Annotated in this window: 16 protein-coding genes; 10 read left to right on the forward strand and 6 right to left on the reverse strand. The window is 70.1% G+C overall.

The annotated features are described in order from the left end of the window. Nucleotides 1-4: 4 nt before the first annotated feature. The gene (locus ASG63_RS03115; protein WP_056211987.1) at nt 5-247 is read right to left on the reverse strand and encodes a DUF4160 domain-containing protein; all 243 of its coding nucleotides are present in this window, start codon (nt 245-247) and stop codon (nt 5-7) included. A gap of 218 nt (nt 248-465) precedes the next feature. On the opposite strand from ASG63_RS03115, the gene ASG63_RS03120 reads away from it, so the two are divergent. The 4 genes from ASG63_RS03120 (at nt 466) to ASG63_RS03135 (ending at nt 5,121) form a co-directional block, all read left to right on the forward strand. Next, entirely contained in the window at nt 466-2,832 is a 2,367-nt protein-coding gene (locus tag ASG63_RS03120) for an ATP-dependent helicase (RefSeq protein ID WP_056211989.1), read from the forward strand. Nucleotides 2,833-3,234: 402 nt separating this feature from the next. Continuing rightward, a complete protein-coding gene (locus ASG63_RS03125) occupies nt 3,235-3,951 on the forward strand; it encodes a PhoH family protein (protein WP_055945921.1) in 717 nt (238 codons plus the stop codon). 133 nt (nt 3,952-4,084) lie between these two features. Beyond that, the gene (locus ASG63_RS03130; protein ID WP_056211991.1) at nt 4,085-4,330 is read left to right on the forward strand and encodes a hypothetical protein; all 246 of its coding nucleotides are present in this window, start codon (nt 4,085-4,087) and stop codon (nt 4,328-4,330) included. Nucleotides 4,331-4,494: 164 nt separating this feature from the next. After that, nucleotides 4,495-5,121, forward strand: a complete 627-nt coding sequence (locus tag ASG63_RS03135; RefSeq protein ID WP_056211994.1) for a LysE family translocator — start codon at nt 4,495-4,497, stop codon at nt 5,119-5,121. Between the two features lie 34 nt (nt 5,122-5,155). Here the strand turns inward: ASG63_RS03135 and ASG63_RS03140 are convergent, their stop codons facing one another. After that, on the reverse strand, nt 5,156-6,661 hold the full coding sequence (locus ASG63_RS03140) for a L,D-transpeptidase family protein (protein WP_082559156.1): 1,506 nt from the start codon (nt 6,659-6,661) through the stop codon (nt 5,156-5,158). 330 nt (nt 6,662-6,991) lie between these two features. Next, a complete protein-coding gene (locus ASG63_RS03145; RefSeq protein WP_056211996.1) occupies nt 6,992-7,954 on the reverse strand; it encodes an acetyl-CoA carboxylase carboxyltransferase subunit alpha in 963 nt (320 codons plus the stop codon). 454 nt (nt 7,955-8,408) lie between these two features. Between ASG63_RS03145 and ASG63_RS03150 the strand changes: the two genes are divergently transcribed. From ASG63_RS03150 to ASG63_RS03160, 3 genes are all read left to right on the forward strand, one after another. Then, on the forward strand, nt 8,409-9,527 hold the full coding sequence (locus ASG63_RS03150; protein ID WP_056211998.1) for a patatin-like phospholipase family protein: 1,119 nt from the start codon (nt 8,409-8,411) through the stop codon (nt 9,525-9,527). Between the two features lie 29 nt (nt 9,528-9,556). Continuing rightward, nucleotides 9,557-10,300: an acetoacetate decarboxylase gene (locus tag ASG63_RS03155; RefSeq protein WP_056212000.1), complete on the forward strand. Its 744-nt coding sequence runs from the start codon at nt 9,557-9,559 to the stop codon at nt 10,298-10,300. A gap of 112 nt (nt 10,301-10,412) precedes the next feature. After that, entirely contained in the window at nt 10,413-11,198 is a 786-nt protein-coding gene (locus ASG63_RS03160) for a 3-hydroxybutyrate dehydrogenase (protein ID WP_056212002.1), read from the forward strand. 64 nt (nt 11,199-11,262) lie between these two features. Here the strand turns inward: ASG63_RS03160 and ASG63_RS03165 are convergent, their stop codons facing one another. The 3 genes from ASG63_RS03165 to meaB form a co-directional block, all read right to left on the reverse strand. Further along, nucleotides 11,263-11,607 (reverse strand): CsbD family protein, encoded by a 345-nt coding sequence (locus ASG63_RS03165; RefSeq protein WP_056212004.1) that lies wholly within the window; start codon nt 11,605-11,607, stop codon nt 11,263-11,265. A 150-nt stretch (nt 11,608-11,757) separates the two neighbouring features. Continuing rightward, nucleotides 11,758-12,384: a pyroglutamyl-peptidase I family protein gene (locus ASG63_RS03170; protein ID WP_056212006.1), complete on the reverse strand. Its 627-nt coding sequence runs from the start codon at nt 12,382-12,384 to the stop codon at nt 11,758-11,760. 5 nt (nt 12,385-12,389) lie between these two features. Beyond that, a complete protein-coding gene (meaB, locus tag ASG63_RS03175; RefSeq protein ID WP_056212008.1) occupies nt 12,390-13,388 on the reverse strand; it encodes a methylmalonyl Co-A mutase-associated GTPase MeaB in 999 nt (332 codons plus the stop codon). Nucleotides 13,389-13,664: 276 nt separating this feature from the next. Here meaB and ASG63_RS03180 point away from each other — a divergent pair, with 276 nt between their 5' ends. From ASG63_RS03180 to ASG63_RS03190, 3 genes are all read left to right on the forward strand, one after another. Further along, the gene (locus tag ASG63_RS03180; RefSeq protein WP_056212010.1) at nt 13,665-14,711 is read left to right on the forward strand and encodes an alpha/beta hydrolase; all 1,047 of its coding nucleotides are present in this window, start codon (nt 13,665-13,667) and stop codon (nt 14,709-14,711) included. A 110-nt stretch (nt 14,712-14,821) separates the two neighbouring features. Beyond that, complete coding sequence (locus ASG63_RS03185; protein WP_056212012.1) at nt 14,822-15,178, forward strand: hypothetical protein; 357 nt, start codon at nt 14,822-14,824, stop codon at nt 15,176-15,178. A 610-nt stretch (nt 15,179-15,788) separates the two neighbouring features. Then, a complete protein-coding gene (locus tag ASG63_RS03190; protein ID WP_056212014.1) occupies nt 15,789-16,493 on the forward strand; it encodes a carbonic anhydrase in 705 nt (234 codons plus the stop codon). Nucleotides 16,494-16,510: the final 17 nt, after the last annotated feature.

Consider the following 16,510-nt stretch of genomic DNA (forward strand, 5'->3'; position numbering starts at 1 on the left):
CTCCTCAGGCAATCGGGAAGCGGGCGTTGGTCCGATTCCATTCGGCCGCGACGGCGGCGCGGTTCTCGGCGGCCCAGGCCAGGGCCTCGCGCTCGATCTTGCCCGGCAGGGCGCCGGCCAACAGTCGGAGGGTGGCAATCTCCACGAGAGCCTCGTCATCCGGTGTCAGGATGTGGAAATGCGGCGGCAGATGATCGTTGGCATAGAACCGAATGATGATGCTCCCCGACTGATAGAGCTCGCCCATCGCCGCGCCTCACCCATCCCGTCGAGACATAGTCCTGGCCCGGGCTGGCGGAAATTCCTCATCCGATTTTCGGATGAATTTAATCGCCGATCCGACACTCTCCGGGATACGAGGTGCGTCCGAGATGGAGCCTCGGAGACCGTCCAGGCGGAGGCCGGGCCACTCCGGAAACGCGCGCGACCCTCGACGCCGTTCGCGTTTTGGTCCAGGGATGCGCGATGACTCAACGCTTCGACGCGGCCGGCGCATCCGCCTCCGACGCCGCCCCGACCTCCATCGCCGCCCGTGCCATGGCCTCCCTCCGGCCGCAGGGCTCGCCCTACCTCGAAGGGCTGAACGCCGAGCAGCGCCGCGCCGTCGAGGCGACGGACGGGCCGGTGCTCGTGCTGGCCGGGGCCGGCACCGGCAAGACACGGGTGCTGACGACGCGCATCGCCCACCTGATCGCGACGGCCAGGGCGCGGCCCTTCGACATCCTCTCGGTGACCTTCACCAACAAGGCCGCGCGCGAGATGAAGCACCGCATCGGCGGGCTCATCGGGCCGGCCGGCGAGGGCATGCCCTGGCTCGGCACCTTCCACTCCATCGGCACCAAGATCCTGCGCCGGCACGCCGAACTGGTGGGCCTGCGCTCCGACTTCACGATTCTCGGGATGGACGACCAGCTGCGGCTGATGAAGCAGGTCATCGTCGATCAGAACATCGACGAGAAGCGCTGGCCCGCGCGCGCCCTGTCCTCGGCCATCGACGGCTGGAAGAACCGCGGCCTCCTGCCCGAGCAGGTGCCGCCCGGCGAGGCCCAGGCCTTCGCCTTCGGCAAGGGCGGGGCGCTCTATGCCGCCTATCAGGCCCGGCTCCTGACCCTCAACGCCGCCGATTTCGGCGACCTGCTGCTGCTCTGCCTCAAGCTCTGGCGCGAGAACCCGGACGTGCTGGAAAACTACCAGCAGCGCTTCCGCTACATCCTCGTGGACGAGTACCAGGACACCAACGTCGCCCAGTACCTCTGGCTGCGCCTGCTGGCGCAGGGCCACCGCAACGTCGCCTGCGTGGGCGACGACGACCAGTCGATCTACGGCTGGCGCGGCGCCGAGGTCGACAACATCCTGCGCTTCGAGCACGACTTTCCAGGCGCCGTGGTGGTCCGCCTGGAGCGCAACTACCGCTCCACCGGCCATATCCTCGCCGCCGCCTCCGGCCTCATCGCCAAGAACGAGGGCCGCCTCGGCAAGACCCTGCGCACCGAGGACGTCGCCGGCGAGAAGGTGACGGTGTCGGGCGCCTGGGATTCGGAGGAGGAGGCCCGCCAGGTGGCGGAAGCCATCGAGAGTCTCCAGGCCCAGCAGCATCCCCTCTCGGAGATCGCCGTGCTGGTGCGCATCTCGGCCCAGATGCGCGAGATCGAGGACCGGTTCGTCCAGCTCGGCCTGCCCTACCGGGTCATCGGCGGCCCGCGCTTCTACGAGCGGGCCGAGATCCGCGACGCGCTCGCCTATCTGCGCGTCACCGCCAACCCCTCCGACGACCTCGCCTTCGAGCGCATCTTCAACACGCCCAAGCGAGGCCTCGGCGACGCCACCCTGCAGGCGCTGCACGCCTATGCCCGGGCCGAGCGGGTGCCGCTGCTCCAGGCGGCCCGCCTCGTCGTGGAGACCGACGAGCTGAAGCCCCGCGCCCGGTCCGGCGTCCGCGCCCTGGTCGAGAGCTTCTCACGCTGGGCCCGGCTGGTGGGAACCCAGCCGCATTCGGAGGTGGCGCAGACCATCCTGGAGGAATCCGGCTACACCGAGATGTGGCAGAAGGAGAAGTCGGCCGACGCCGCCGGACGCCTGGAGAACCTCAAGGAGTTCGTCCGCTCCATGGAGGAGTTCCCGGACCTCGCCGCCTTCCTCGAGCACGTCTCGCTGGTCATGGAGGCCAGCGAGCAGGAGGGGGCCGACCGGGTCTCGCTGATGACCCTCCACGCCGCCAAAGGCCTGGAATTCGAAACCGTCTTCCTGCCGGGCTGGGAGGATGGCCTGTTTCCGAACCAGCGGGCGCTCGACGAGAGCGGCCGCGCCGGGCTGGAGGAGGAGCGCCGCCTCGCCCATGTCGGCCTGACCCGGGCCCGCAAGCGCGCCAAGCTGTCCTTCGCCGTCAACCGGCGCATCCACGGCCTGTGGTCCTCCACGGTGCCGAGCCGCTTCATCGACGAGTTGCCCGAGGACAGCGTCGACGTGATCGATGCCCCCGCCCACTTCGCGGCCGGGGCCTCGCGCTTCGACCGGAACCCGGCGCCCTTCGGCTCGTCCTACGGCACGCCCGGCTGGCAGCGGGCCCAGGCCAATACGGCGCAGTCCGGAAACGCCAACGGCTACGGGGTCGGCAACCGTTCGCCGGCCAGTCGGGGCGGCCCGCGCCAGATCGAGGGCGAGCTCATCGCCAAATCGACGGGTGCGCCCTCCGCTTTCAGCGTCGACATGCGGGTGTTCCACACCAAGTTCGGCCCCGGCACCGTCGCGGGTGTGGACGGCAACAAGCTGACCGTTGATTTCGACAAGGCCGGCCGGAAGATGGTCCTCGACAGCTTCATCCAGGCGGCCTGATCGCGGGACGCGGGGGCTGCGGAGGACGTCGGGCGGATGCGGACTGCGTCTTCTGCGACACAGCCCAGGGCAATCGACCGCCGCGGCGGATCGGCTCCCGCAGCGCAGCATCGACGCAGACTTTTTACATCATTCCGAAGAATAGTGGATGTCACGCCCCTGTCGCGCCCGGCGCGGCATGGTGCGTGCAACGCACAGTCCTGCGGTCATCGGGACCGTATCGGGAATCCACAGCCTTGAGGGACCCGTCCGGAACTTGAGGGCGGTCTCCGGATTGGCTGTGAAGCGGGCGAAGTCGAAAGGATCGCCGAAACGGGATCAATCGAAAGTGATGCGAAGCAAGTTCAGCAAGTCAGGCTCAGATTAAATCCAGGTTGGCAAGTCCGGTTGGAGTGTTGATCGATGAAGAGACGCCGCGCACGACTTGAACTCGTTGAGGACCGTCCGGTCCGGCTGCACAAGACCCGCTTCGACGAAGAACGCAACCTAAGTCCGATCCAGCCCCTCACCGACCGGCAGGCGCAGTACCTCGACGCCCTTGCCCTTCACAAGCAGGTGATCGTCCTCGGCCCCGCCGGCACCGGCAAGACCTTCATCGCCGGGACCCGCGCCGCCGACCAGCTCCGCCAGCGCCGCATCGCCAAGGTGATCATCACCCGGCCGAACGTGCCCTCCGGCCGCTCCCTCGGCTTCTTTCCCGGAACGCTGGAAGAGAAGATCGCCCCCTGGGTCGCTCCCCTTACGGAGACCATGAAGGAGCGCATGGGCGAGGCCGCCTTCGAGATCGCGGTGAAGACCGGCGACATCGAGGTGGTGCCCTTCGAGGTCATGCGTGGGCGCACCTTCAAGAACTGCCTCGTGATCCTCGACGAGGCTCAGAATACCACCACCGCCGAGATCAAGATGTTCCTCACCCGCATCGGTGACGATTGCCAGGTGATCATCAACGGCGACGTGTCCCAGACGGACTTACGCGAGACGTCTGGCCTGCGCACGGTGATTCACCTGATCAAGAGTCGGATGATGCCGATCCCGGTGGTAGAATTTACCCTCGACGATATCGTCCGCTCCGGAATTTGTGCTGAGTGGGTGCGGGCTTTCGAGGAAACGAATCTCTGACTCAGGTGTTGTCAGCGGCGGGCCGGAACGGGGCCTGCCGCTCACTCCGGTGCGCGACACGAGTTTCTCGGCCTCGGGTGCGAGAGAACAAACCGGGTGCCGCGCTCGGACAAATGAGAATGGGAGTCTTCACGTGAGGAAACTGACCCTTGCCTTCGCCGTGCTCGCCTCGCTCGGCGGTGCCAGCCTCGCCACCTCCGCCTCGGCCGCACCGGGTGCCCCGCTGGGCGTGACCGCCCCCGAGACCGTGTCCACCGTGCAGATGCGCATGGAGCGCCGGATGGAGCGTCGCATGATGCACCGTCGCATGGAGCGCCGCATGATGCGCCGTCACATGGAGCGCCGGATGATGCACCGTCGCATGATGCGCCGGATGTGATCGGTCGACCGATCTGACTGATCTGGAGAAGGGTCCCTCGCGGGGCCCTTTTTCGTTGCGTGCCGGGCTGCCCCGCCTCCCGGCCGGGCGCGGCCCCGGACGCGGTCTGCTAAGAGGCTGCCGGAGCGCACCAGGGCGTGCGCGTTCGATCCGGGAGCCCGGCCGTGACCTTCCAGACCTGGTGGCTGTTCTTCGGCGCCGTCTTCCTCCTGTCCGGCACGCCGGGGCCGAACATGCTGCACATCCTGGCGCGCAGCGTCCGCGTCGGCCTGCGTCGCAGCCTCGCCGCCATGGCCGGGTGCCTGAGCGCCGTGGTCCTCGTGCTGGTGGCCTCCGCGGCGGGACTGAGCGCCGTCCTCCTGGCGTCGCCGGTCCTGTTCGATGGCCTGCGCTATGCCGGCGTCGCCTATCTCGTGGGGCTCGGCATCCGGGCCTGGCGCGGGCGGGACGGGGCGCTGGACGTCCCCGGGCACACGGGGAGCCCTGCGCCGGTCGGGCTGGGGCGTCTCTACCGCGACGGGCTGCTGATCGGCCTGAGCAATCCCAAGCTCCTCCTGTTCGCCAGCGCCTTCCTGCCGCAATTCGTCGAGCCGGCACGGCCGCAGGCCCCGCAATTCGCGATCCTGATCGTCACCTTCGCGGGGGCGGAGCTGTTCTGGTACGGGGTCTACGCCCTCGGCGGCCGCCGGCTCGCCGCATCCCTGACCCGCCCGGCGCTCCGGCGGGCCTTCGACCGGATCACCGGCGGGATCTTCCTCGGCTTCGGCGCCATGCTCCTTGGCACGCGCTGAGGCGGGACGGCCCGGCCCGCCTCGGTTCCTCGCCTCAATCCTTGGGCGTAGGGGAGCTCTTGGGCGTGGTGGAGCCGGTGGTCTTCGGCGAGGCGGTCGCGGCGGCCGATGCGGTCCTGTGGACCGGCTTCGCCGCCTTCTCCTCGTCCGGCTTGCCGCCCTTGGCCGGGGCGGGCGCGGCGTGTGCCGCCTTCGCGGGGGCGTGCTTGGGCGCAGGTTTGGCGGCGATGGGCTCCGGCACCGCCGCGGCCACGGCCGGGACGGTGGCGGCGTCGGTGGCCGGTGTCGCGGGCGCGCCGTTGCTGAACACGTTGCCGAAGAGCTTCTTGTAGGCGGCCGGATCGCCCTCGGCGTCGGCCACCATCACGCGGGCGGGCTTGGCCGGCTCGGCCACCACGGGCTCGGGCTTGGCCGCCGGGGCGGTGCCCTTCCGGGCGAGGTTCGCGGCGGCCGCCTTGGTGGGGATCGGGGCGGCCGCGGCCATCATCACCGGACGGCCCTTGGCGTCGACCTCGATCTCGCGCTCGCCGGCGGCCAGGCTCTCGGGACGGCTGACGTCGCCGAGCTTGTGCTGGGCATAGTCCTTCGGGTCGTAGGGCAGTTCGGGCTCGGGGGGCGCCTTGCCCAGGCTCGCGAAGGTCAGGGTGTTGGCGGGCGTCTGCTGACCGCGGAACACCGGGTTCTGGCTGCCGTCGTCGTAGACGAGGCGGGTGGCGGGCGTGCCCTTGGCGATCAGATCGGCGATCTCGCGATTGTCGCGCTCGCGCTTCTCCGCCACCTGGGGCTCGACCCGCGGCGTGCAGGAGCCGGCCGCCGCGTCGGCGCCGCCGAAGACGTACTTCGTTCCGCACAGGCCGACCCGCGGCTCGTCGCGCAGGGCCTCGAAGTAGTCCGAGCCTTCCTTGAGGTTCTTCCAGAACGGCGCGTTGGGGTCGTTGCGGAACTTGGCGATGTTGGCCGCCGTCATCCGGAACGGGTACGATTGGAACTGGAACGCGCGCTGGCCGCCCGCGAAGGAATCCCGCGCCAGGGCGTAGATCTCGCCCATCGACTCGTCGGTCATGGCAAAGCAGCCCGACGACGAGCAGGTGCCGTGCACCATGATGTAGTTGCCGGTGCGCCCGTTCGCCCGGTCGTAGGCGTTCGGATAGCCGGTGTCGAACGAGAGGTAGTAGGACGAGTTCGGGTTCATCTGGCCCGGCGTCACGGTGTAGAAGCCCTCGGGCGCCTGGCGGTCGCCCTGCTTGGTCTTCGGGCCGAGCTGGCCCGACCAGCGGCAGATCGGGAAGGTCTTGAGGAGGGCGTACTGGCCGTTGGTGCCGCGCTTCCACACCTCCATCTCCGCTTCCCGCTTGTAGGCGCGGATCAGGATGGGATCGCTCTGCGACATGCCCTTCTGGGCCATCAGCGCGAGGGTCTTCGGCGGCACCGGGGCCAGGGCCCGCAGCGGAACGCCACCGCCCATCGAACCGTCCTGGCAGGCGCCGAGCGACAGGGCGAGCAGAGCGAAACCGGCGGCCACGAGCGGGCGCATAGCCATGGGGAACCTATCCTCAGTCACGCAGCCCCGGGCTCGCGCCCGTGGCATGCCACTCCCCAACCCCTTAGCGTCGTTAAACTTACCCGGTTGTTACCGCAAGGAGACCGCCGTCGTGGCCCGGGCGGGATGTGGATTGCGGACATCATCGGCCCGTCGACCCGATCTCGCCGCATTTGATGCCGCGCGGAGCGTGCCGACGGAAAGAGGATTGATTTCACAGGTTTTTCGCCGCCGATCCGCCAAGCGTCGGTGTGGCGAAACCTTGGCGGGCGCAACGGACGCATCGGGAGGTTTGGTTCCCGCTCGCATCCGCGGCGCAGTGTCGCACTCTTAGAGCTTGCGACCGATCTCCAGGAACTTCGCCGCGCGCCGGTCCCGGATCTCGTCCGGGCCGAGGCCCTGGAACTCCACCAGGGCGGCCTCGATGGCGGCCCCCGTCGCCGCGATCGCGGCGTCGCGCCCGCGATGGGCCCCGCCGGTCGCTTCGGGCACGATGCCGTCGATGATGCCGAGGCGCAGCAGGTCCTGCGCGGTGATCTTCATGGCGGTGGCGGCGTCCGCCGCGCGACCCTGGTCGCGCCACAGGATCGAGGCCGCACCTTCCGGCGAGATCACGCCGTAGATGGCGTGCTCCAGCATGAGCACCCGGTTGGCAGTGGCGAGCGCGATGGCGCCCCCCGAGCCGCCCTCGCCGATGACCACCGCGACATTCGGCACACCGAGGGCGAGGCAGGCCTCCGTCGAGCGGGCGATGGCCTCGGCCTGTCCACGCTCCTCCGCCTCGATGCCCGGAAAGGCGCCTGCGGTGTCGACGAAGGCCAGCACGGGCAGGCCGAAGCGGTCGGCGAGCTCCATCAGGCGTACGGCCTTGCGGTAACCCTCGGGCTTGGCCATGCCGAAATTGTGCCGCAGGCGGGTCTCGGTGGTGGAGCCCTTCTCCTGGCCCAGCACGCAGACCGGACGGCCGCGGAAGCGTCCGAAGCCGCCGACGATGGCCTGGTCCTCGCCGAAGGCGCGGTCCCCGGCGAGCGGGCTGAAATCCGAGATCAGGCCGGCGCAGTAATCGATGAAGTGGGGGCGCTGCGGGTGGCGGGCGACCTGGGTCTTCTGCCAGGGCGTCAGGCCGGCATAGATGTCCGAGAGGGCGGCAGCGGCCTTGGCCTCCAGGCGCCCGACCTCTTCGCTGATCGAGACCGCGCCGTCGCGGGCGGCCATGGTCTTCAGCTCCTCCAGCTTGGATTCGAGCTCGGCCACCGGCTTCTCGAAGTCGAGATAGGAGCGCGTCACCGACATGGGTCAGGGATCCTTGTTCGTCGCCATCGCGCGCGGGGCGGCCGGGTCAGGGACGATTGCGGCGGAGGGCGTGCGGGAAAAGCCGCGACTGGGCGGGGGGTGTTGGCGAAGGAACTGCGCCTGTCAACCGTCCACGGGACCGGGGCGAGGCTCGACCGCGTGTCCCGCCGGCGCGTTTCGGCCGGGAGTCCGTCGGTCGAGCCGAGAGGCTCGGATGCGAATCGTGCCGGGTCGTCACCGCCGGCCGCCGCACCCGGGCGCCTGAGCGCGCAGGCCGAGGGCCTGACAACCGGGCCGCTTCGTCCCACCCGAGGGATGGTGGTCGCCCAGGCCTTGCGTCATGGTGGTACCGCACGCTTACGGCAACCGTGGATTGGGTTTGGGCGGGCCGTGGGCGGGACGCCTCCCGGGATCCCCCGAGGCGGGGTGTGGTCCGGATAGAAGAGGGCCGGTCGTGACGGCATGTCCCAGCGGCGAAACGAAGGTTCTCGTGCTCCAGGGCGGCGGGGCGCTCGGCGCCTACCAGGCCGGCATCTACGAAGCGCTGGCCGCCCAGGGCCACGCCGTGGATTGGGTCGCGGGCATCTCCATCGGAGCCATCAACGCGGCGCTGATCGCCGGGAACCCGCCGGAGCGTCGCGTGGAGCGGATGAGAGCCTTCTGGGAGCTGGTCTCCTCGGGGGTGACCGGGGTTCCCTGGTTTCCCGGGGAGCGGGCGCGGGCGGCCTTCAACGAGGCCAGTGCCGGCTGGGTCGCCGCCTTCGGGGTGCCCGGCTTCTTCAACCCTCGCTTTCCTCCCGCCAGCTTCTATCCGGCCGGCGCGCCGGAGGCGCTGAGCTACTACGAGACGACCCCGCTCCGGGCGTCCCTCGAGCGCTTCGTGGATTTCGACCTGATCAACGGGGGGGCGACCCGCCTCAGCGTCGGTGCCGTCAACGTACGCACCGGAAACTTCGCCTACTTCGACACCCGGTGCGACCGCATCACGCCCGAGCACATCATGGCCTCCGGTGCCCTGCCCCCGGGCTTCCCGCCGGTCACCATCGCGGGCGAGCCCTACTGGGACGGCGGCATCGTCTCGAACACGCCGCTGCAATACGTCCTCGACGAGGAGCGCCGGCGCGACCTCGTGGTGTTCCAGGTGGACCTGTTCTCCGCGCGCGGAGCGATGCCCCGGACCCTGATCGACGCGGCCGAGCGCGAGAAGGATATCCGCTTCTCCAGCCGGACCCGGCTCAACACCGACATGAGCCTGGAGATCCGCAAGGCCAAGGCCGCCACGCGCAGCCTCCTGGGCAAGCTGCCGCCCGAATGGCGCGACGACCCCGATGCCGCGTTTCTGCGACGGATCAGTCACGACAACGTCGTGACGATCCTGCAGCTGATCTATCGTCGCAAGGCCTACGAGGGGAATTCGAAGGATTACGAGTTCTCGCGCGCGACCATGCTGGAGCACTGGGCCGCGGGGCTCGGCGACCTGCGCCGGTCCCTGCGCGCGCCGGCCTGGCGCGACCGCCGGCCCGACGCGAGCGGAATCTGCGTGCTCGACCTGACCCGCGACGCGCAGGACTGAACGCCCTTCACCCCCAGGGAGACGAGCCCGTGACCCGCGACGAGATCCTCGAGACGCCCTCGATGCCCGCCTTCAGCCCGAGCTATCCGCGCGGGCCGTTTCGCTTCCTCCGGCGCGAATACCTGATCGTGACCTACGAGACCGATGCGGACGCCCTGCGCCGGGCGCTGCCCGAGCCCCTGGAGCCGCATCCGGACAATCGCGTCTATTACGAGTGGATGAAGATGCCGGATTCCTCCGGGTTCGGCGATTACGAGGAGAGCGGCTCGGGCGCTCTCGCCACCTTCGACGGCGAGCCCTGCAACTTCTCGATCCAGATGTACCTCGACGACGAGCCGCCGATCACGGCCGGGCGCGAGATCTGGGGCTTCCCGAAGAAGTGGGGCGTGCCCCGCCTCAGGCTCACCAAGGACACCCTCACGGGGACGCTGCACTACGACGACGAGCGGGTCGCGATGGGCACCATGACCTACAAGCACCGGAGCCTGGAGCACGATCTCGCCGCGGTGAAGCAGGGCCTGGGCAAGCTCAACGTCAACCTCAAGCTGCTCCCGGATGTCGACGGCGGCCCGAAGGTCGCGCAGCTCGTCGGCTACCGCCTGGAGGACATCACCGTCCACGGCGCCTGGGAGGGGGAGGCTCGCCTTCACCTGATTCCGCACGTGAACTGCCGGGTAGCCGACCTGCCCGTGCGCCGCATCGTCGGCGGCCGGCACATGGTCGTGGACTTCACATTGCCCTACGGGCAGGTGCTGCACGATTATCTCGCCTGATCGACCCGATGTCGCGCGTCGTGCCGGACCCCGCGCTCAGGCTTTGTTCGACCGCGCGCCTGTCGGACGCGCTAGGATCCCCCGCGTCGAAGAGTGCCCCTAGGAGACTTCCATGATCCTGAAATCCAAGACCGCCGTCGTCACGGGCTCCACCAGCGGCATCGGCCTGGCCTGCGCGCGCGCCTTCGCCAAGGAGGGCGCCAACATCGTCCTCAACGGCTTCGGCAAGCCCGAGGACATCGAGGCGGCGCGGTCCGGGATCGAATCCGAGTTCGGCGTGAAGGCCGCCCATTCGCCCGCCGACCTGACCAAGCCCGGCGAGATCGCGGGGCTGATCCGACTGGCGGAGGAGACCTACGGCTCCGTGGACGTGCTCGTGAACAATGCCGGCGTCCAGCACGTTTCGCCGATCGAGGACTTCCCGCCGGAGAAGTGGGAGCAGATCATCGGCCTGAACCTGTCCTCGGCCTTCTACACCATGCGCGCCGCGATCCCCGGCATGAAGCAGCGCGGCTGGGGCCGGATCATCAACACGGCCTCGGCGCACTCCATGGTCGCCTCGCCCTTCAAGTCCGCCTACGTGGCGGCCAAGCACGGCCTCGTCGGCCTGTCCAAGGCCGCGGCCCTCGAACTCGCCACGCACGGCATTACGGTGAACTGCATCTCGCCGGGCTATGTCTGGACGCCGCTCGTCGAGAGCCAGATCCCCGACACCATGAAGGCGCGGGGGATGACCGAGGACGAGGTCATCAACGAGGTGCTGCTCAAGGCGCAGCCGACCAAGGAGTTCGTCACCATCGACCAGGTGGCGGCCCTGGCCGTGTTCCTGACCTCGGATGCGGCAAGCCAGATCACCGGCGCCAACATGGCCATGGATGGCGGCTGGACCGCGCAGTAGCGCGGTTCCGCGAGGCCGCCCCTTCCGCCGAACGCGGCGGCGGGGGCGACCGATGGACCGAGGCTCAGCGGCGCCCGTGCAGCAGCAGGGCGAGGCCGTAGCCGACGGCGCCGGCAATCACGAGGGCGATGAACGGGTTTTCCTCGACGCGGTGGCCCACCACCCGGCCGCCGTCGCGCAGGTAGGTGCCGCCGCGCTCGTAGGCGTCGCCGGCGTATTCCGAGACGTTGTCGGCGACGTCACGCAGGGTGTCCTTGGCCTGCCCGTAGATGTCCTGCGCGCGGCCCTCGGCCTCGCGGTAGCGACCCTCGGCCGAGGTGCGCGAGGAACCGGCGAGGTCTCCCGCGGCGCCCTGAACCTTACCGCCGAACTCCTTGGCGGCGCCGACGATGCGATCCGTATCGACCATGGTCTCTCTCCTGAACGTGGATGATGCGGACCGCCCGTCCGGGTCGGGGCGCCCGCATCCGACGTTCACAGAACGCCCGACGGCGCAAAGGAGACCCATGCCGGGGGTGAAAATCTTCCCGCGCCGGCAAAGGGCCCTGTCGCCCGCCCCTCAGCCGCGCGCCCGGCCGCGGATCACCAGGCGGCGCGCGACCTCCGCGCAGGCCCGGGCGAGACGCTCCCCGGGGGCCTCGCGCCGCGGCCGCACGGGTGCCTTCGCGGGCCGCTGCGTCCGGGGCGGGAGTGGGATGTGCACGAACAGCGCCGGGGGTGATTCGCGTAAGGCGCGAAAATAGCTGGCGTTGCAGAGGTAGCGCCCCGCATCCCGCGAGGGGACCGCCGCGATCCCGTGCCCGCGCAGCGTCGCGAGCGCGGAGGCCGCCGCGGGCGAGCGGCGCGCGGGCGGGCCATCCCGCTCCAGGGTCAGGCGCGACGCGGTCCGGCCGGAGGCATCGGGAAAGAGGCGGCTCGTGCGGTTGCGTCCCTGCATCTCCACCCGGACCCGCTTGGCGCGGGTCGCGACGCCGAGCATGAGGATCGCGGCCGGCGCTTCGGCCAGGGCCGGCGCCAGCCTGTCGGGGATCGCCGCGTAGGTGGTGCGCAGGATCAGCACGCGCACCGGAATGCCGCCCAGCTTCGGGCGCGCGAGGGTACCGATGCGCCGGGCCAGGGCCGCGCTCGGATTGCGCGGCACGCCGGGAAACGGACCGAAGCCGGTGACCAGCAGCGGTCCCGTCATGCGGATCAGAGGCCGATCAAGGTGGCGATGGCTTCCGCCCCGGCGGCGGGCGAGGCGTCCCCGCGCCCCACCGAAGCCTCGGCCTCCGCCGTCCGGCGGCGCACCTCGGCCGAGCCGACGAGGCGCTGATGCAGGCGCTCGTGCACGAGGGCCCACATCCACTTCACGTCCTGGGCCCGGCGCTTCGCGGCGATCTCGCCCGTGGCGGTGAGCTTGTTGCGATGGTCGACGATCCGCTCCCACAGGCCGTCGAGGCCCTTGTTGTTCAGGCCCGAGATCGTGACCACCGGGGGCGTCCAAGTCGAACTCGGCGCCGAGAGGATGTGCAGGGCGGCGCGGTATTCCGAGGCGGCTGCGCTGGCCCGGCGCTCGCCCTCGCCGTCGTCGGCCTTGTTCACCGCGATCATGTCGGCGAGTTCGAGGATGCCCTTCTTGATGCCCTGGAGCTCGTCGCCGGCTCCCGGCAACATCAGGACGAGGAAGAAGTCGGTCAGGTCCGCCACCGCCGTCTCGGATTGGCCGACGCCGACGGTCTCCACCAGGATGACGTCGAAGCCCGCCGCCTCGCAGAGCAGCATGGTCTCGCGGGTCTTGGCCGCGACGCCCCCCAGGGTGCCGGAGGAGGGGGAGGGCCGGATGAAGGCGTTGGGGTCGAGGGCGAGGCGCGCCATCCGGGTCTTGTCGCCGAGGATCGAGCCGCCGGTGCGCGTCGAGGAGGGGTCGACGGCCAGCACCGCCACCTTGTGGCCGGCCGCCGTCAGGTTGGCGCCGAGCGCGTCGATGGTGGTCGACTTGCCGACGCCGGGCACGCCGGTGATGCCGACGCGGATCGCCGTGCCGGTCTGCGGCAGCACCGCGTCGATGAGGCCGCGCGCCGCCGCCCGATGATCGGGCCGCTTCGATTCGGCCAGCGTGATCGCCCGCGCCAAGGCGGCGCGGTCTCCGGCGAGCAGCCGCTCGCGCAGGGCATCGATGTCGAGGGCGGGTGCGGGGGAGGCGGCCATGGTTGTCTTCTTTGCCGGTCCGGCCCGGTTTCGTCGAGGGGGGCGGCCCGGCGCGCGGGCGCTTCCCCCGCAAACCGGCGTGAACCGGGGGCGTGCCGCCCTGTGGGTCCGGGGCCACAGCCCTGCCTCTGCCCGCAATCCACATCGCCACGGCCACGCCTCCGCCCCGCCATGGTCACGATCCTGATCGACAGGATACTGACGCGCTGCGCCCGTCCCGGGGCCACCACGTTCAGGGCCGCCTTGCACGACATGATCCGACCCGAGCTCCGACCCATGATCCGATCCCAGCCTCCCACCCGTCGCGCGCTGCTGCGCTTCGCCGCCCTCTCGGGGGTGGCCGGCCTGACGCCCGGGCTGGCCGGCTGCGTCGCCGACGGCCTCGTCACCGATGCGGTGGGGGGCGGCGCGCCGGAGCGCCAGTCGGCCCTCGACGTCAGCCCGGTGCTGCTGGTGGCCACCACGCGCAAACCCGTCGGCTCGCCGCCGAAGAGCCCCTACTTCACCTCCGAGCGTGGCCGGGGCCTCAGCTTCGCCGAGGTGCGGCTGTCGGCGCCCGACCGCTCGCTGATCGGCAAGGTCTCCTCCGTGGTGACGGGCGACTGGGCGGTGACGGCGGTGCCGCAGGTCGAGACCGGCGCGGGGGCGGCCGCCGCCTTCGCCCAGGCGGCGCTGGGGCGCGACGTGCTGATCTACGTCCACGGCTACCGCGAGAGCTTCCAGTCGGCGGCCCTGAGTGCGGCCAAGCTTTCCGACGGCATCCGCTTCCGCGGCGCCTCGGCCCTGTTCACCTGGCCCTCGGCGGCCGCCACCTTCGATTACGGCTACGACCGCGAGAGCGCCCTGTGGTCGCGCGACGGCTTCGAGGACCTGCTGAAGGCGCTGGCGAACTCCCCCTCGGGCGGGCGCATCAACATCGTCGCGCATTCCATGGGGACGCTGCTGACCCTGGAGACCCTGCGCATGCTGCGGGCCGAGGCCGGCGAGGCCGCCATGGCCCGCATCGGCGCGGTGGTGCTGGCCGCCCCCGACATCGACATCGACCTCTTCACCAGCGCGGTGGAGCGGATGGGGCCGGACGTGCACAAGATCACGGTGATCTCGTCGACGAACGACCGCGCCCTCGAGCTCTCCGGGGCCATCGCGGGGGGCATCGTGCGCGCCGGCGCGGCGGATCGCGAGCGCCTGGAAGCCCTCGGGGTCCGCGTGGCCGACGCCTCCGACTACGGCGGCGGCCTCATCAACCACGACCTGTTCCTGTCCAATCCCGACGTGCAGGGCGTGGTCAAGCGCGCCATCGCCCGGGCGAGCGGCGGGGCCTGAGGCCCGGCCACCCGCCGCAAACCAACCCCCGCCCGTCCGGGCCTTGGCCTCCGCCCCGTTCGCCCCTACACGGACGGCGGCCCCGAGGCTGCAGACAACAAGGATTCGCGATGTTCACACTCGAGATCGATGGCGTGGCCATCGCGGTCATCAACGGCTCCGAGGAGGTCGCCAACGACCTCTTCACTTGCGATGGCTTCAAGGACGACATCCAGACCATGAAGAGCGACGGCAAGGTGCTGTGGAACGGCACCTCCCCGCTCAAGGTCCGAGCGGCCACCGAGGAGGAGATCGAGATTTTCGAGGACGCCCTCGCCGAGGACGATTCCGAGGAGGACGAGCCCTACGAGCCGGATGCCCGCCACGCCGAGGCCTCGAACGACGACGAGGCGGACGACGAGGACGAGGAGGATGCCGACATCGTGTTCCTGGTCGACATCGACGAGGACGGCGGCCTCGATTCCTGATCGCCGACCCGTCCGGTCGCTCCGTCGCGGGAGACCGGACGGGGGCGCCGTTCAGGCGCCCCGCTGCCGGACCGGGAACGGATCGGGCCTTCCGCGATAGGGGGCGGCCTCGAAGGCGCCCCGGCCCCGGGTCGATCGGGCGGACGTCGAAGGGCGGTCCGGATGGCCGCCTCGCACCAGATCCGCGTCGATGTTCACCGCGCTCAGGCCGTTGACGATCACGGCGACGCGCGGCTGCTCGCGGTCGTTCAGGACGTGGTCCAGCTCGGCTGAGGGCGAGAACCCGGTGCCGAAGGTCGTGGCCGGCGTCGTCGTCCGCGACGGGACCTAGGTCGCAGCGAACCCAGATCACCGCGCCGCCTGACCACCTCCGTCACCGGAAATCCCCATAGCTCGCGGAGAACGGGCCTCGACCCGAGCCCATCAACCCGCGCGAACATGATCGTCCAGCCTGCCTGCCCTGCCGTCTATCGGAGCGGTCGGTCAGCGCTGACCCGTGAGCCCTGTCACGTCCCGAACTTCCCGCAGAGTTCGGACTTGGCGACGGAAAACCAGCGTGGTACAACCCTGAGATGATTATCTAGAACTTTTTCGACTGGGAATTGCGACCGTGTGTGATCAGCATGCATCTCATGTCTCACGCCGCACCCTGCTGACCGCCGTCGCTGCCGGCGCGCTCGCCATGCCGCCGGCACCCGGAGCGGCCGCGGAGGTCTCGGGGTCGAACGTCATGACGCCCGACGCGGCTCTCGCGCGCCTGCTGGAAGGCAACGGGCGCTACGCAGCGAATACGCCGTCGTACAGGGACTTTTCCGCCGGCCGAGCGGCGAGGGTCGCCGCACAGCATCCGATCGCCTGCGTGGTCGGCTGCGCCGATGCCCGAGTCGCACCGGATTTCGTCTTCGATCAGGGACCCGGGGACCTGTTTGTCGTCCGGGTCGCGGGCAATTTCGTCAACACCGACAGCCTCGCCAGCCTCGAATACGGCGTGGCGGTGCTGGGCGCGCCGCTGATCCTCGTGCTGGGCCATTCCGATTGCGGTGCCGTCAAGGCGACGATCGAGGTCATGAAAACGAACGTCGTGCTTCCGGGCCATCTGCCGATGCTGATCGACGCGATCCGGCCGGCGGTCGACTTGGCCGAGAAAGCGCGGGCACCGGATCCCCTTGCCGAGGCGATCGCCCAGAATGTCCGGCACAACGTCCGGCGTCTCGAGCAGGCCGGGCCGATCCTCTCGGACCGCGTCGCCCGCGGGCAGGTGAAGGTCGTCGGAGGCTTCTATGACATCGGCAACGGCAAGGTCACGCTTCTCTGAGGCGCCTCGTCCGACGC

It is taken from the genome of Methylobacterium sp. Leaf94, from assembly GCF_001426045.1.
In the GTDB taxonomy this organism is placed as follows: domain Bacteria; phylum Pseudomonadota; class Alphaproteobacteria; order Rhizobiales; family Beijerinckiaceae; genus Methylobacterium.

Excerpts from the sequence above, each read along its gene's own strand:
- ASG63_RS03170 (WP_056212006.1), bottom strand. The coding sequence starts at position 12,384 with ATGACGGGACCGCTGCTGGTCACCGGCTTCGGTCCGTTTCCCGGCGTG.
- ASG63_RS03160 (WP_056212002.1), top strand. The coding sequence starts at position 10,413 with ATGATCCTGAAATCCAAGACCGCCGTCGTCACGGGCTCCACCAGCGGC.
- ASG63_RS03185 (WP_056212012.1), top strand. The coding sequence starts at position 14,822 with ATGTTCACACTCGAGATCGATGGCGTGGCCATCGCGGTCATCAACGGC.
- ASG63_RS03180 (WP_056212010.1), top strand. The coding sequence starts at position 13,665 with ATGATCCGATCCCAGCCTCCCACCCGTCGCGCGCTGCTGCGCTTCGCC.
- ASG63_RS03165 (WP_056212004.1), bottom strand. The coding sequence starts at position 11,607 with ATGGTCGATACGGATCGCATCGTCGGCGCCGCCAAGGAGTTCGGCGGT.
- meaB (WP_056212008.1), bottom strand. The coding sequence starts at position 13,388 with ATGGCCGCCTCCCCCGCACCCGCCCTCGACATCGATGCCCTGCGCGAG.
- ASG63_RS03145 (WP_056211996.1), bottom strand. The coding sequence starts at position 7,954 with ATGTCGGTGACGCGCTCCTATCTCGACTTCGAGAAGCCGGTGGCCGAG.
- ASG63_RS03125 (WP_055945921.1), top strand. The coding sequence starts at position 3,235 with ATGAAGAGACGCCGCGCACGACTTGAACTCGTTGAGGACCGTCCGGTC.
- ASG63_RS03115 (WP_056211987.1), bottom strand. The coding sequence starts at position 247 with ATGGGCGAGCTCTATCAGTCGGGGAGCATCATCATTCGGTTCTATGCC.
- ASG63_RS03140 (WP_082559156.1), bottom strand. The coding sequence starts at position 6,661 with ATGGCTATGCGCCCGCTCGTGGCCGCCGGTTTCGCTCTGCTCGCCCTG.
- ASG63_RS03120 (WP_056211989.1), top strand. The coding sequence starts at position 466 with ATGACTCAACGCTTCGACGCGGCCGGCGCATCCGCCTCCGACGCCGCC.